The organism is Psychrobacter sp. T6-1 (genome assembly GCF_052258445.1).
In genome coordinates, this window is record NZ_JBQQFC010000035.1 from 1 (window position 1) to 15,659 (window position 15,659).

15 protein-coding genes are annotated in these 15,659 nt (G+C 46.4%); 8 read left to right on the plus strand and 7 right to left on the minus strand.

Features of this window, described 5'->3' with window-relative positions; genetic code table 11:
* Positions 1–33 precede the first annotated feature (33 nt).
* A complete protein-coding gene (locus ACTXGO_RS03905; RefSeq protein WP_443543145.1) occupies positions 34–882 on the plus strand; it encodes an aldo/keto reductase in 849 nt (282 codons plus the stop codon).
* 111 nt (positions 883–993) lie between these two features.
* Here the strand turns inward: ACTXGO_RS03905 and ccmE are convergent, their stop codons facing one another.
* The 5 genes from ccmE to ccmA form a co-directional block, all read right to left on the minus strand.
* Complete coding sequence (gene ccmE, locus ACTXGO_RS03910) at positions 994–1,494, minus strand: cytochrome c maturation protein CcmE (RefSeq protein ID WP_317199192.1); 501 nt, start codon at positions 1,492–1,494, stop codon at positions 994–996.
* Positions 1,495–1,637: 143 nt separating this feature from the next.
* On the minus strand, positions 1,638–1,916 hold the full coding sequence (ccmD, locus tag ACTXGO_RS03915) for a heme exporter protein CcmD (protein WP_435949632.1): 279 nt from the start codon (positions 1,914–1,916) through the stop codon (positions 1,638–1,640).
* 16 nt (positions 1,917–1,932) lie between these two features.
* Entirely contained in the window at positions 1,933–2,721 is a 789-nt protein-coding gene (gene ccmC / locus ACTXGO_RS03920) for a heme ABC transporter permease CcmC (protein WP_317199193.1), read from the minus strand.
* 156 nt (positions 2,722–2,877) lie between these two features.
* Positions 2,878–3,552 (minus strand): heme exporter protein CcmB, encoded by a 675-nt coding sequence (locus tag ACTXGO_RS03925; RefSeq protein ID WP_317199277.1) that lies wholly within the window; start codon positions 3,550–3,552, stop codon positions 2,878–2,880.
* Between the two features lie 93 nt (positions 3,553–3,645).
* Positions 3,646–4,305: a heme ABC exporter ATP-binding protein CcmA gene (gene ccmA / locus ACTXGO_RS03930; RefSeq protein WP_435949633.1), complete on the minus strand. Its 660-nt coding sequence runs from the start codon at positions 4,303–4,305 to the stop codon at positions 3,646–3,648.
* Between the two features lie 146 nt (positions 4,306–4,451).
* Between ccmA and ACTXGO_RS03935 the strand changes: the two genes are divergently transcribed.
* The 4 genes from ACTXGO_RS03935 to ACTXGO_RS03950 all read left to right on the plus strand — a co-directional run bounded on the left by ACTXGO_RS03935 (position 4,452) and on the right by ACTXGO_RS03950 (position 7,539).
* Entirely contained in the window at positions 4,452–5,522 is a 1,071-nt protein-coding gene (locus ACTXGO_RS03935) for a hypothetical protein (protein WP_443573425.1), read from the plus strand.
* A gap of 56 nt (positions 5,523–5,578) precedes the next feature.
* Positions 5,579–6,280, plus strand: a complete 702-nt coding sequence (locus ACTXGO_RS03940) for a YbjN domain-containing protein (RefSeq protein WP_435949636.1) — start codon at positions 5,579–5,581, stop codon at positions 6,278–6,280.
* Between the two features lie 80 nt (positions 6,281–6,360).
* Positions 6,361–7,290: a histone deacetylase family protein gene (locus ACTXGO_RS03945; protein WP_443573427.1), complete on the plus strand. Its 930-nt coding sequence runs from the start codon at positions 6,361–6,363 to the stop codon at positions 7,288–7,290.
* 42 nt (positions 7,291–7,332) lie between these two features.
* The gene (locus tag ACTXGO_RS03950) at positions 7,333–7,539 is read left to right on the plus strand and encodes a DUF2905 family protein (RefSeq protein WP_443543152.1); all 207 of its coding nucleotides are present in this window, start codon (positions 7,333–7,335) and stop codon (positions 7,537–7,539) included.
* Between the two features lie 62 nt (positions 7,540–7,601).
* Here ACTXGO_RS03950 and ACTXGO_RS03955 read toward each other — a convergent pair whose 3' ends face one another.
* Together ACTXGO_RS03955 and coaBC are read right to left on the minus strand one after the other, a co-directional pair.
* The gene (locus ACTXGO_RS03955; RefSeq protein WP_443543154.1) at positions 7,602–8,384 is read right to left on the minus strand and encodes a TSUP family transporter; all 783 of its coding nucleotides are present in this window, start codon (positions 8,382–8,384) and stop codon (positions 7,602–7,604) included.
* Positions 8,385–8,420: 36 nt separating this feature from the next.
* Positions 8,421–9,791, minus strand: coding sequence for a bifunctional phosphopantothenoylcysteine decarboxylase/phosphopantothenate--cysteine ligase CoaBC (coaBC, locus tag ACTXGO_RS03960; protein WP_443543156.1), 1,371 nt, complete (start codon positions 9,789–9,791; stop codon positions 8,421–8,423).
* Positions 9,792–9,932: 141 nt separating this feature from the next.
* Here coaBC and radC point away from each other — a divergent pair, with 141 nt between their 5' ends.
* The 3 genes from radC to ACTXGO_RS03975 form a co-directional block, all read left to right on the plus strand.
* Positions 9,933–10,616, plus strand: coding sequence for a RadC family protein (gene radC, locus ACTXGO_RS03965; protein WP_443543158.1), 684 nt, complete (start codon positions 9,933–9,935; stop codon positions 10,614–10,616).
* A 257-nt stretch (positions 10,617–10,873) separates the two neighbouring features.
* Entirely contained in the window at positions 10,874–13,876 is a 3,003-nt protein-coding gene (locus ACTXGO_RS03970) for an acyl-CoA dehydrogenase (RefSeq protein WP_443543160.1), read from the plus strand.
* 449 nt (positions 13,877–14,325) lie between these two features.
* Positions 14,326–15,659, plus strand: a 1,334-nt coding sequence (locus ACTXGO_RS03975; protein ID WP_443573429.1) for a dicarboxylate/amino acid:cation symporter, incomplete at its 3' end; no start/stop codon positions are given.

Consider the following 15,659-nt stretch of genomic DNA (forward strand, 5'->3'; position numbering starts at 1 on the left):
CATGATTAAGCTAACAATTATAAGGATAATAATATGAGTACTAAAACTTATAACATTCGCACAGCAGGACAGGCTAATATCCCCGTACTTGGACTAGGTACATGGCAGTCAACCGGACAAGACTGTATCGATGTCGTCAGCCAAGCGCTACAGATGGGCTATGAGCATATCGATACTGCTCAAGCTTATGGTAATGAGGTCGAGGTGGGTCAAGGTATCAAGCAATCAGGGGTGGCGCGTGATAAATTCTTTTTAACCACCAAGATCTTTCCTGATGATATGAAGTTTGAACCAGAGAAACTGGTGGCAGCGGCTAAACGCTCTTTAAAAAATCTAGATACCGATTATGTGGACCTATTATTACTACACTGGCCTGATGATCGTGTGCCATTAACTGAGACCATTCCAGCCTTGTGCGAGCTACAAAAGCAAGGCTTAACGCGTAATATCGGCGTCTCTAACTTCAATATTGCCAATATTATTGAAGCTAAAAAGTACGCTGACGTACCGATTGTGGTCAACCAAGTTGAGTTTCATCCTTTCATTAAGCAAGAGACTTTGCAGACTTTTTTGAACAATCATCATATCTTGCTAGAAGCTTACTCGCCATTGGCACGCGGTGATGTGTTCGATAATGACATTATAAAAGACATTGCTGACAAGCATGGCGTGACGCCAGCACAGATATCATTGGCTTGGATACTATCAGATAAAGACCGTATTGCTATTCCAAAGACATCGAATCCAGATCATCTACAAGGCAACTTGGACGCCATCAACGTCAACCTCAGTACTGATGACATAGAACAGATTAGCAATCTAGCTACTAGTGACGGTCGCAAGATTAAGCATCCTGATTATTCGCCCAAATGGGATGACTAATGTTAGAAATTAAGTCCCTTTTGAAGTAAAACGTTGATCGCAAAAAAGCCACTGATATCACTATCAGTGGCTTTTTGTTTGAGGCTAGCTATCGCCTTGAACAGATAAGCTTTACTGTTGCAGCGTTTGCGTTTCATGAATGGGCTGAGCAGGATTATATTGCTCAGAGGTTGGCGTTACCCCATTGCGGTTGTTCTCTTTCATCGATTTAGCAACCTCTGGCGGCATGTAGTTCTCATCATGCTTCGCCAAGACTTCACCTGCGACAAAGGTCTCACCTTGCATTTTTCCCGTAGCGACCACGCCTGAATTTTCAGCGAATAAGTCGGGCAAGATACCTTGATAAGTGACAGGGACAGTCGCCGCAAAATCGGTAATGGCGAACTGCACACTCAAAGGATCATCAGGCGCGCGCTGTACACTACCGGCGACTACCATACCGCCTGCCCGAATGCGTTTATCTTGCGGCGCCTCGCCTTGCGATATGGCTGTCGCATCAAAGTAGTAATCTGTCTGCTGGCCTATTGCGTATAGCACTAGCACTACCGCAACGGCAGCACCTGCTAGCGTAAACATGACCCACATTAGTTTTTTGCGTCGAGTTGCATTCATAGCACTACCTCATTGACGAATCTTTAAACATCGAGTTAACTCTTTAACCAGTAAAATAGCACCGTGTCTAATGGCTATTGCTTAGTGAGTATATGGGAGCGTCTTATCTCATAATCAATGAGCGCTACTGTGATTCATAAAACTTATAAGACGTTTGACTTATTACCTGATGTCGCATTAGTTTTGCTCGTGGTGCTTTTACTTATAGTACTTTTACTCGTAGTACTTTTACTCATAGTACTACGCTGCGCCTGACGGACTTGTTGAATACCCAGCTGCTTGATAAGCGCTTGTCTTTGGCGGCGACTGTACCAGATAAATATCAGCATAGCGCCAACCGTAATCGCCCAGCACGACCAGACAAAAACGCCGTGATCGCCCATAGCGATAAACTCAGAAAAACTATAAAAATAAGGCTGCATGCATTACCCTCGCAGGCTATTTGTGTTGACCACGTATGTATTCTTTGACCCAAGCTTTACCTTGATCGCGTTGCAAAATCAGCGTATTAGTACGATATATAGCAAGCGTAGCAACGAGCAAATAGCTACCGACTACCATAAGTAGTAGCGGCATCCACATATCTGCGGACATCTTTGGTGCTTCGGTCAACGTAAAGGTCGCGCCTTGGTGCAGGGTATTCCACCACTCAACCGAGTACTTGATGATCGGTAGATTGACTGCGCCGACGACGGACAGGATCGCAGCAGCTTTACCGCGATTGGCCGTGTGCTCAAATGCTGCAAAAAGTGCCATCACGCCTGCGTACAAAAACGCCAAAATCAACATAGAGGTCAGACGCGCATCCCACACCCAGTAGGTGCCCCACGTGGGCTTAGCCCAGATAGATCCTGTCAGCAGACTCAGTACACATAATAAAAACCCTATCGGCGCTAGTGCTTGCGCAACCAGATTAGCGGTTTTTATTTTCCATACCAAATAAATCACCCCAAGTACCGCTAAGGCAAAGTAGATGGAGATGGCGATACTCGCTGCCGGTACATGAATAAAAATGATGCGATAGCTGTTGCCTTGCAAGTAATCAGGCGGCGCAAAAGCCAAGCCCCAAACACTGCCAATAAGCAAAAATAAAGTGGCCAAAACACCCAACCACTTCACCCAAGGCGCAAAGGTGCGAAAGAACTGCTTAGTCCCTACTGTGGTCAAAAAGCCTTGCCAGATGCGCTGCCACAAGCTAGGAGATGAGACGTTATTTAAATTGGGCATGTAGAACACCTATTACGTCTTGTAGTGATAAAAAGAGGTGTGTTGACAAGAGATATCAGAAGGCTACTCACATAAAAATGTATCGCTTCTTTTAGCGCTATTATAGCAAAGTTGTCAGTCGCCGCCATATGGTTAGTTTACCGATAGGGCAAATCATCAGTTTAACCAAGACATCTTAAGCGTCAAAGCAATGACCCAAGGCGTCACTAATACCGAGACGATACTACCTGCCAATAGCAGCGCTAATACAGGCAAGCCATTAAGACCAGTTGCAAATAGATCGACTGCGCCAGTCGCAAAGATTAATACGGGCAGCTGCATCGGTAGCGCAATCAGCGGCACGAGTACCGCGCCATTTTTGAGCGATAGCGTCAAGCTACTGGCGATAGCAGATAACATCAGCAGCATCGGACTACCTGCAATAATGGACGCCAGCAAAATACCCGCATCAAACCAGCTCAGTCCAAATAAAGGTACAGAAAGCAGGCTTAATACTGCGACGATACCACTACTAAACAGCCAGTGAATCGATAAGCGAATAAGTACCCATAAAGGCAAAGAGGCTTTTGCCACGACCAATTGCGCAAGCGTACCATTATCAAGTGCGGGCTTAAATAAACCATCAACGCCCATAACCAAAGACAACAAGGCGGCAATCCACACCGCAGGCACGCCTAAGCGCTGCAAGAGCTGCGGCTCAGTACCGACCGATAGAGGAAATAAAGTAATGATGACTAAGAATAAAACCAAAGGATAAAGCCACTGCACTGCGCCTTGTTGCTTGACTTGCCATTCGCGTCGCCACAACTGCCCAAAGCTGATTTGACGCATAGCAATACCATTTGCTTGGCTATTTATGCGCCGCGTATCTGCATTAGTCACTAAAGGTTGTACTTGACTCTCTAACATCATACATCCCTTTACTTAAACCATGGACTCTGACAAGTCGAGCACGTGATCGGCGACGCCAACCGATTGATGGCTGGTCATGAGTATCGACCCTCCTGCCGCTGCAAACTTGCATAATCTGTGCTCCATTCGCGCCACCATATCCACATCTAATGCGGTAAAGGGTTCATCAAGTAGCCACAGCGGCGTCATCTGTGGCGTTAACAAATACAGCCGAGCTAAGGTAATGCGCCGCGTCTGCCCTGCAGATAGATGACTTGAGCTCAATGCCTCAAACCCTTGCAACCCGACCCATTCTAATGCCTCATCAATCTCAGCGAGCGTTGGTGATACGCCATACAAATTAAGCAAAAACGTCAGATTCTGTGCCACAGTGAGGCTTGGATGAATGCCTAATTGGTGCGAGACATAGAGCGGCTGCACAGGCAGCCCTGCTTGACCTTGGTAATGCACCGCACCTGTTAACACGGGTAACAGCCCCGCTAGTTGCATTAGTAGCGTCGTCTTTCCCGTACCATTAGCCCCTATCAGATGGCAAATACTACCCGCCGCCAGCTCAAGATTTACCCCAACGCACAACGGCAACTCGCCGCGCTGGACGGTTAGATCCTCAAGCGTTAATGTAGTCATATTGGTATCAGAATCAGCTAAAGGATGCACAGGCAAAGCGGTCATCAAGATCTCTTATTATTTATCCGTTATAAGCGCGTATTGATTAAAGCGCATACATCTATTACAACAATAATCAGCACAAACCGTGCGTCCGTTCATGGCATAATCTAACATTATAACAAATTGTTGACTACTAGGCCTTAAAACATATGCAAAGCACCTTTATCGAAACACCCTCGTCTACCACAAACGACTTAGCAAACCTTGCAAGTATAGACGGCTTGATACAGGCACAAGTCACCTTTATGCAAGAGTGGTTACGCGGGCAGGCTGAGCCACTAGCACTTGAGGCCTGGCACTGGCTCGCCGCGCAGCCCATGAGCCGCTATATCAATAGTGAGGATATCCAGCGCTTAATCAACCACTGGCTTCTCACCCATCCGCTTAGTGATGTGATGCGTCAAGACATTCGCGATATTATGCATACGGTGATGTATCATCCCGTCAATGACAATATGCCGCTACGTGAGCTGGTCGATGATACCCAAATCGAGACTCTTGCCACTTATATCGGCAGTCACGATGAGCAGCGTAATGCTTTGATTCACAGCTTTATCGGTAATGAAGCATTCGCTGAGCTGCTGACGCAAACACTGTATCATGCTATCAATGATTTTATGGAGACGACGCTTGATAAGGCGGGCGGCGTGGGTAAGCTTATGAAAATGGGCCGCAGCTCGTTTGAAAAAGCCACCAATAGCAATCTCGATGGAAAACTGCAAACTTACTTGCATCGCAATATCAAAGATTTGACTCGCCGCGCTGAGAGCAATGCTAAGGCGCACTTATCAAACGAAGAAGTCACGCGTATGCTAACAACAGGCTGGGCGCGCATCAAAGACAAGGCAGTCAGCGAGCTACAGACTTATCTCAGCGACGAGCCAAATCACAGCAGTATCGATCATATCGAAGCAAGCCTCCAGCAGAGCTATAACCGCCTGCGTATATCGCCCTATCTGCACAGTTTGATAGCCGCGAGCATAGAGACGTGGTATAGCAATCATCAAGAGGATACTTTTGCTACTTTGGCGAGCAGCTTACATATCGATGCGCAAGCAGTAGCGCAAGGTAGCCAAGCCCTACTACCCCTTGCTCATGATGCTATTGACAGCCCTTGGTTTAGTGCGCATATCAGCCAGATGCTGCAAGCTTTTTATGCGCAAGATGCTATTAAGAGTAGTTTGGCGAATGGGCTTGGGTCTGATAGTTCAGATCAGTAATCGCTTGCTCTGTACCTTTTATTTATTGTTCACTATAACCAGTCATACCTGTAATTATGAGCCAAGACAACAAACTCAGCTTATGGCAAAAACTCAAACGGTTATTGACCTCGCCTGCGCCGCAGCCTATTTATAGTGATGAGGCGCAAACGTCTGAGGCAGGACTGGGTCGTGAAACGGGACACAGCAGTGAAAAAAAGCCGAAGATATCTTTAGTGAAATCGCGCCCTACTACTCCTATCGTCGATACCATCAAACAGTTTTTGCAGAGCAAACAGTGGCATTATACGTATTATCGTCCTAGGGCTGATGATACTCAGCAGTCGCATCATTTGTCCTTGCGTATGCGTAACGGACGTCTTGACTGCGGATATCTATTTCGCATACAAGAGACAAACGCTTTACTCGCCGTTTATGGCATTTTGCCCTTTGTGATTCCTGAGAGTCATCAAAGCGCGGCGATGCTACTGATCACCCAAATCAACTACGACATGATCATAGGTAATCTGGAGATGGACGTCAATGATGGCGAGATACGCTTTAAGAGTGCTATCGATGTCGAGGCTGTTGGCATAAACGATACTATTATTGAGCAACTGCTGCAAAGCGTCGTGGCAATGACGACCGTATCCTTTGAGATCTTTGATGACTTACTCAACTTTGAGAATCCAAGCGAGGACATGCAAACTTTACTGCTAGAGCTGCGGCAACAATCAGACGCTAGAACCTTTTATTTACCGACGCAGTTTGTGCAGTAGTTATTTATAAATGAATAGCGTCCTTTATTATTCTAAATGCGCCAAAATCCTTTTTTTAAAACCGAAAATTCTTAAACATTATGCTAAAAATTGCCTACTCCGATATCTTTCGCTACTCGGTGCCTGACAAGCACCGCTTTCCTATGCAAAAATATACTATGATTCCTGAGCGCCTGCTGCGTGAGGGTACAATCACCACCGATAATTTCTTTGCACCCAAGCGCTTGAGTGAAGATGAGATTTTGACTACGCATACAGCCGAGTATTGGCACAAACTCAAGACCCAAACCTTAACGCGTAAAGAGGCGCGTCCGATCGGGTTTGAGATGACGCCTGAACTGGTAGATCGTGGTCGTCATATTGCTCATGCCACTTATGAATGTGCGCGGTTTGCCCAGCAGTATGGTGTGGCAATGAATGTTGCAGGCGGTACGCATCATGCCTTTGCCGATCATGGTGAGGGCTTTTGTGTGCTCAACGATGTCTGTATCGCCAGCAACTTACTGCTTAATCGCGGACAGGCAAAAAAGATCTTGATCGTAGATTTGGACGTACATCAAGGCAATGGTAATGCCAGTATCATGGCGGATGAGCCACGCGTTTTTGTCTTTAGTATGCATGGCGCCAAAAACTATCCGTTTCGTAAAGAGGTCTCTGATTTGGATATCGAATTTGCTAACGATACAGGCGATGAGGATTATCTACAGGTGCTGCATGAGACCCTGCCGCGTTTAATCCGTAATGTCGCACCCGATATGATCTTTTATCAGTCAGCGGTAGATGTATTGGCAACGGACAAACTTGGTAAACTTGGACTGACCCAAGCAGGGTGCATGGCGCGTGACGATTACGTCTTGCGTCAAGCAAAGGCCGCCAATATTCCAGTGGCTATCGTCATGGGCGGCGGCTATTCAGAAGATATTGAAGATGTGGTCGAGGCGCATTGCAATACCTTTCGTATCGCGCAGCAGATTTACTTTGATAAAACCACTCAGCACAACGAGGCATAAGAACAATGCGAAAAAAATAAGGCTAAAAAAGGAGTCGTTATTATGGCAAAAATAGTCATTCTTATTGGTATTTTACTCGTGATCATCGGCGTTATTTGGCTGCTATTTCCAAGTATGTTTTCTTGGATTGGTAACATACCAGGAGATATTAGGCACACCTCAGGCAATACCCGCGTGTACTTCCCGATTGTCTCTATGATTATCATAAGTATAGTAGCGACTATCGTTTTAAACTTATTTAATCGCTAAAGGTATCGTTAAAAGCATCGTTGAACAATGATCACACTTTACACAATTAAAAAACCTGCTAACTACAAAAACGCCATAACGCCCTGCCAGCCTACCCGCAACCCAAGTACTGTCAAAATGATTAAAATAAGCTGCCGAAAGCGTGCTTGTGGCAGGTAACGACGCATACGAATACCGATCAATAGCGCGACAACGGACAAAACGCTAAGTAGCGCAATCAATTGCCACTCTGCGAGGCTTAGCGCCATGATAGGCTCACGCAGGACGATAATTTGCGCGACTTTGCCTAATAGATAACACATGTTGCCAACTTTGGCGATGGTGTTTTTATCGTCGCTGGCAGACAACAGATACATCATCAATATAGTCGACATAGCATTGGTCGAGCCGCCGATAATACCTGCGCTAAATCCCACGATAATCAGCACAGGCTTGGTATTAGGTAGCGTGATTTGCTTGCCAAGTAAGCTGCTGATCACGTAATAGCCAATCACCGCCGCTAGCAGCAGTAAAATATAAGCGCTATCAATCCAAAGCAGTAACTGAGCGCCCAAGATACTCCCAAACAAACTGGTTAACGCAAGCAGCCAATAGCGCTTGCCGTAATAAATAAAGTTTTGCCAAACAGTGCGCCCGCCACCCGCCAGCCATGTCATTGCATTGAGTAATAAGGAGGGGAAAATCACGAGGACGATGGCATACGGCAACGGATATAGACTAGCCAAAGCCGTCGTCGTCACTAGCGTCACGCCCAGACCGCTTATGCCATGTAGCAGTGATGCCAGCGCAAAAATCGCCAGCAACAATAGCATCTGCATGCTGTCGCTATCGACCGCGGCTGTCATAGCGCTAAAAGGAAGGCGACTGTAGTGACAATATTACTAGCCATGCCTGCGCTGCCAGAGGGTCTCACCGATGATGGTAGTGAGCTGCTTTGCAATATCATCTTTACTGGCTTTATCTAAGCTTATCGCCTCGCGCTCATAGTCTTTGGCAAAAAACACCTGCATAGCATTATCGTCACTCGCAAAACCGATATCTGCGCGTGAGACATCATTACAGGCGATGATATCTAAGTCTTTGGCGACTAGCTTGCCGCGCGCGTAGTGCTCGACATCTTGCGTCTCAGCAGCAAATCCCACTACGAATAGCTCAGGATGCGCCAAGGAAATCGTCGCTAAAATATCAGGGTTTTTGACTAGGCTTAGCGTCATGGCGTCTTGGGTTTTTTTGATCTTTTGCGGCGCGGCTTCCTCAGTACGATAATCAGCCACAGCAGCGGTGGCGATAAAAATATCAGCTAAACGTGTACCGTTATTGTCGTGCGTATTGTTATCGATTTCTACATCATCACAGTCGCAGTCTCCGTGCTCATGAAGATGAGCGTGCGCGGCATGATCTTGCTGATCTAAATCTGATGTCTTGTTTATAGTCGCTATCGCGCTATGCGTCCCCTCAACACACTGCTGCGCAGCGACGAGCATGTCTTTTGCCGACAGCACATCGATACGCGTAACACCCAGCGGCGTCGGTAGCGCTACCTTGCCACCTGCAATTAGAACGACCTTGGCACCTGCGTATTGACATGCTTGCGCCAAAGCAAAACCCATCTTGCCTGATGAGTGATTGGACAAATAACGTACTGGATCTATCGCCTCAACGGTTGGGCCTGCGGTGATGACCACGCGCTTACCCGTGAGCAGTTGCGGAATACGTCTTTGGGCGTTAAATAGTAGCACCTCGCTAAGCAGCTGCTCAGGCTCAGGCAATCGCCCAGCGCCCACATCGCCGCACGCTTGCTCGCCGCTCGCAGGATCGATGATATGATAATTCATATCGCGTAGGGTCTGTATATTGAGACTGACCGCAGGATGCGCCCACATCTGCTGATTCATCGCAGGCGCTATGATGACAGAGGCTGTTGTCGCTAGGCACACCGTCGTGAGCAAATCATCTGCCATTCCCATCGCTAGGCGTGCCAGCGTATTGGCAGACGCAGGAGCGATAATGACCAGATCGGCCCATTTGGCCAGTTCAATATGACCCATACCCGCCTCAGCCTCTTCATCAAGTAATGAGGTATGCACCTCGTTACCCGTCAAGGCCTGCAAGGTTAATGGCGTGATAAAGGCCTGCGCGCCAGTTGTCATAATGACGCGCACCTCAAACCCCGCTTTGATTAAAAGACGAGCGAAAAAGGCAGATTTGTAAGCGGCAATACCGCCAGTAATGGCGAGGACAATATTTGACATAAGCAAGTCATCAATAAGTAAATGAGTGTAAAGGACAAAAATGGTTCATATAGTAACAATTATGCGCTAAATTAGATAAGGTTTCGCGTACTTAAAACGACGAACCTCTATTTAGGACAAAAAAGCAAACAAGGAAGCATAATGGCGATTAAAGACTGGCATGAAGATGATAGGCCGCGTGAGAAGCTGCTCAAATTTGGTGCCGCGCACTTATCAGATGCTGAAATATTAGCAATATTTTTGCGTACGGGCACGCCCTCGCAGTCCGCTATTGAGCTGGCACGCTCCTTGATTGATCACTTTGGTAGTCTAGCAGAACTCTTGGCTGCACCCAAAGAGACGGTACTCGCCTGTCACGGTATCGGACCTGCTAAATACGCGCAAATCCTAGCATCCTTAGAGATGGGTACGCGCTATTTAAATAGTAAACTCAAAACGGGTCAAGCGCTGGGTCGCTCGCAAGTGGTCAAGGACTATATCAGCACCCAACTGCGCGGCGAGCATCGTGAAGTGTTTGCTGTACTTTGTCTCGATAATGCGCTCAACCTTCTCAACTTTGAGATACTCTTCACAGGCGGTATCTCGTCTTGCTCTGTATGTATCAAGCATGTACTGCGTCATGCGCTCAGTCATGCTGCCAGTCAGCTTATCATCGCTCACAATCATCCACACACCGGCGCTGCACCCTCAAATGCGGACAATCTACTAACTTCTGAGCTCAAAAAAGCTTGTGATTTGCTAGATTTATCTCTAATAGATCACATTATCGTCGGTCGCAATGAAACCTTATCTTATGCAGAGAGTAGTCTGGCGCCGTTTTATTAAAATTTACTTACATTTTTAATGTCACCCAAAATAGCAATTAATGGGGCATCATATTGACTAAAAAGCCTTACAGCTATTGGCATCCGTCTTTATCGATACATATCCTCGACATAGCGTTGCATTTTATCTATTGATAGTTGTCAAGAAGGCTTTCATAGTAGAAGCTATATTTGTGTAAGTAATTTGTAGACTCTATACCTTCTTAACAGTCTTTACTATTTACTATACCTATTCTTGCTATCAAAAAGGAGACAGTCATGGCGATTGGCTTATTTGTTCTAGCAGTACTTATTCAGCTAGCCATGATTCTGGCTATCTTCTTACTGTCCTTATCTAGAGTTACTGGCAGCATTGTCGCTATTGTCACAGTGATTGTCACCGCTTTTATTAGCCCTTGGTCATTGATATTGGGCGCGCCTATTGCGCTGTTATGCCTTGTACTGCTTGTTACGCCTATTCGAAAGGCTCTTATCACTAAGCCTGTCTACAAGACTTTGGCTGGGGCAATGCCAAGCATGAGCGATACCGAGCGCGAAGCCCTTGATGCGGGCACCAGCTGGTGGGAAAAAGAGCTGTTTATGGGCGCACCAAACTGGGATACCTTTGCTCAGTATCCTTATCCTACGCTGTCTGAGAGAGAGCAAAGCTTTATTGATAATGAAGTTGAAACCTTGTGCGCTATGCTCGATGAGTGGCAGATCACTACTGAATACAAAGACTTATCACCGCAGGCTTGGCAATTTATCAAAGACAATGGCTTTTTGGGACTGATTATTCCTGAAGAATACGGCGGCTTGGATTTTACCTCTTATGCCCAAAGCCGAGTCATGAGCAAAATCGCCTCACGCTCTCCGACCGCTGCAGTCAGCTGCATGGTACCAAACTCCTTGGGCCCAGGCGAGCTACTCATGCATTACGGTACAGACGAGCAAAAGCAGCGCTGGCTACCAGGATTAGCTAATGGGACAGAGATTCCCTGCTTTGGTCTAACAGGACCAGAAGCAGGTTCTGATGCGGGCGCTATTCCTGATACAGGCGTGGTCTGCTACGGCACTCATGACGGCGAGCAAGTGCTTGGACTGCGTATGAACTTCTCTAAACGCTGGATTACTCTTGCCCCTATCGCAACGGTCGTTGGACTCGCCTTTAAGATGCATGATCCAGAAGCGCTACTTGGCGATCCGAACAAGACAGATTATGGCATTACCTGCGCGCTCGTGCCTGCTGAGCATGAAGGCGTCGTTATCGGACCGCGTCATTACCCTAGCGGCTCGCCCTTTATGAATGGTACGGTCGATGGTAACGATGTATTTATTCCCTTAGATTATATTATCGGCGGCGTTGAAAACGCGGGTCGCGGCTGGCGTATGCTAATGGAGTGTCTAGGCGTAGGACGCGGCATCTCTTTGCCTGCGCTGTCGACATCAGCGAGCGAGATGAGCTATTTGTCTGTGGGCGCCTTTGCCAAAGTGCGTGAGCAGTTCAAAATCTCAGTCGGTAAGTTTGAAGGCGTACAAGACGCGACGAGCCGTATTGCCAGCCAGACTTATATGTTAGAGGCCTTTCGTCACTTAGTGACTTGTGGCCTTAATCAAGGCGGCACGCCGTCTGTGATGACTGCTATGGCAAAATATTATGCGACCGAAACTATGCGCGGCGTGGTTAACGATGGTATGGACGTGGTCGGTGGGCGCGCTATTCAAATGGGTCCGCGCAATTTTTTGGCGATTCCTTATCAAGCGATACCCGTTTCTATCACTGTTGAGGGCGCAAACATTTTGACCCGATCTTTGATGATATTTGGTCAAGGGGCGATGCGCTGTCATCCCTACCTGTTCGATGAGTTACAACTACTGCAAAGCGAGGACAAACAAAGCGCGCTCAAAGAGTTTGATGGACTATTCTTTAAGCATTTAGGCTATACTTTTAACCGCGGCGCTAGAGCCTTTGTTGCAGGATATCTCGGTGGTAGTGGTAAAGCGCCAAGCTTTGCCGACAAGTTTACTCGTCCCTACTACAAACATATCAATCGCCTAAGTGCCAGTTTTGCTTTGACCGCTGATATGGCGCTTGGCCTTTTGGCAGGCGATCTCAAGCGCAAAGAGATGCTCTCAGGGCGCTTAGCAGATATTCATGCTCATCTGTTTATTGCCACAGCTATTTTGCAATTTTATGAGCATGGCAGTAAGTCAGAAGCGGAGCGTTTGCACGCAGAAGTCGCTCTACAAAATAGCTTATATACTATTCAAGAAGCCTTTGAATCTTTCTTTGAAAATTTCCCGAATCGTATGGCAGCGGCGCTCGTTGGTTTTGTAACCTTCCCGAATGGGCGCATCTTTACCCCGCCAAGCGACGCGCTCAAAACCAAGCTTGGTGATACCTTTATGGATGATTTTGAGTCCAATCCATTTCGGGATTATCTAAAAACGATGGTGTATTACAATACTGAATCTGATGATGTTACAGGCCGTATGGAGAATGCCTATCAAGCGCTATTATCCATAGAACCCCTATGGCAAAAGTTCAAAAAGGCAGAGCATAGCGGAGAGTTTGAGGGTTTAACCTTTGAGGATCACGTGGTTCATGCCAGCCAAAGTGGGGAGATTAGCGAAGATGAGGCGGAGCAACTCATCAACTATAATGGGCTACGTTTTGATTCGTTATTGACCGATGTGTTTGACGAGCATCTTTTAGAGGCGCAAGAGCGCTATAACCCGCATACGCTTGAAAACGCAGTCAATCAGCTTACAGATTACGCGCAGCTCAAGAGTGAGGCACAAGCGGCTCATAGCGTTGAGTCAACAACACAGGCTAATGACGCTACTGATAACAATCATAGCGAAGGTACTGCTCAAAGCCATGACGCCAGCACTGATAATATTGAGGCTGCCGCACATACTCATGAGTCGACAGGCGACGCCAATCCCAATCACGGTTATGAGAGCGATGGTGATATCGAGATGACCCGTGAGCAAGACTCGCTAGACGAGCGTCAAGTACAGACTGACTTTAGCGACGCAAATCCTGATAAAGAAGCGCTTGACCATCGCCACCGCGATGTTGATTCTACTCGTTATCGTGATGCTGAATCTATATTGAACGCGCGTATGAGTAGCAACCATAGTCGCGGTGATGTGGAGAGTACAAATAACATAGATAGTAGCGATGCTAATGACCATCATGACGCTATAGAGCAGCAAACGTCAGATACTACCCATTGGCAAGATGGCTTACGCCGTGATGAAAGCGACAACGCTTAACATTCTTAAAGCCATAAAACATTGAAGCTGTGACACTTCAAAATTTTGATTGGTGGTAAAAAATAGACAATATCGTAGCGTTTAAACTAAGCAGGACTCCCCTTTATCGGTAGTCCTGCTTTTTTAATGTCTAAATTAAAATTTCTTATAGTCACTCTTTTAAGTTTTAGAATAATCAATAGCAATAAACATCAATAGCAACGGCTTATGCAAAAGTGCACTGCAATAAGTGATAAAAATTTCTTGCACTGCCCTAAACAATTCTTTTATATTGAAGGCGTAAGTGTAACAATAGTCAACGGACTGGCGCATTTGTATATACGTCGATCGTCTAATAAATGGATATGATGTTGCTGTTTTGATGCATTGTTTTTATGTCATAGCAAGGATGCTAATAACGATAACATTAAATTGACTACTGTCAGGCACACAATTAAAGGATATATCTTATGTGGAAAAATATGGGACTGACGGGCAAGATCATCGTTGCCATGGTGCTTGGTATCATACTGGGTCTGGGTATAAACTATTTTGGATTAAATGCAGAAGGCAGTTTTGTTAATACTTATTTTACCAATGGCTTTTTGGCTATTATCGGTAAGTTATTTGTCAACTCGCTTAAGATGCTAGTTGTACCGCTAGTATTAATCTCCTTGATTTGCGGGGTGTGTGGTATCGGCGATATTCGCCTGCTCGGTCGTATCGGCACCAAAACCTTTATGATCTATATGATGACCACAGCGCTGGCCATTGCGACTGCTATTGGTTTGGGTATCCTCTTTGGTATCGGTAAAGGCATGGATGTAGCCACCGAAGCTGAATTTGAGGCAGCAGCAGCGCCGCCACTACTTGATGTCTTCTCTAACATTATCCCCTCCAACCCCATTAGCGCAATGGCGAATGGCGATATGCTATCGATCATCTTTTTTGCAGTATTGATCGGTATTAGTATCTTGATGGTAGGCAAACCTGCCAAAGGCTTAGTGCAAAGCTTAGAGCTTATCAATGAGGTCATCTTAAAGATGGTGACTATCATTATGAATCTTGCGCCTTATGGTGTCTTTGCGCTACTAACCAAAGCGATGGCAGAGCTGGGTTTAGATCTCATCTGGTCACTGCTCGGTTATGTTGCGGTGCTAGTGGGCTCACTGGCCTTCCATTTTTTCATTACTATGATGATCGTCCTCAAGCTGTTCTCAAGGTTATCGATCAAAACCTTTTTGGCAAAAATGCGCGAAGTACAGATTTTTGCATTTAGTACTTCAAGCTCGAATGCGACGATTCCGATTACTCTGCGTACCGTAACTAAGCGCATGGGCGTGGACAACTCAGTGGCCTCCTTTACTGTACCCTTTGGTGCAACGATCAATATGGATGGTACGGCAATTATGCAGGGAACGGCGACTATCTTTATCGCCAACGTCTACGGTATTGATCTTGGGGTGACTGAATATCTGACCGTGATTTTGATGTCCGTACTTGCCTCTATTGGTACGGCGGGTGTGCCAGGCGTAGGGCTTATCATGCTCTCTATGGTGTTCTCGCAAGTGGGTCTTCCTATCGAAGGTATCGGTCTCATATTGGGTGTTGATCGTATTCTCGATATGCTACGGACAGCGGTGAACGTTGGCGGTGATGCGGCAGTGACCACGATCGTTGCTAAGTCTGAGAATAAGATGAACGTGGCAATCTACAACGATCCTTTTGCTGGTGCCAAAGACGTCTTTGATGGTCATATCGATGAAGAGAACGAGCGCGAATTCTCCAAAGTGTTTAGTGATGG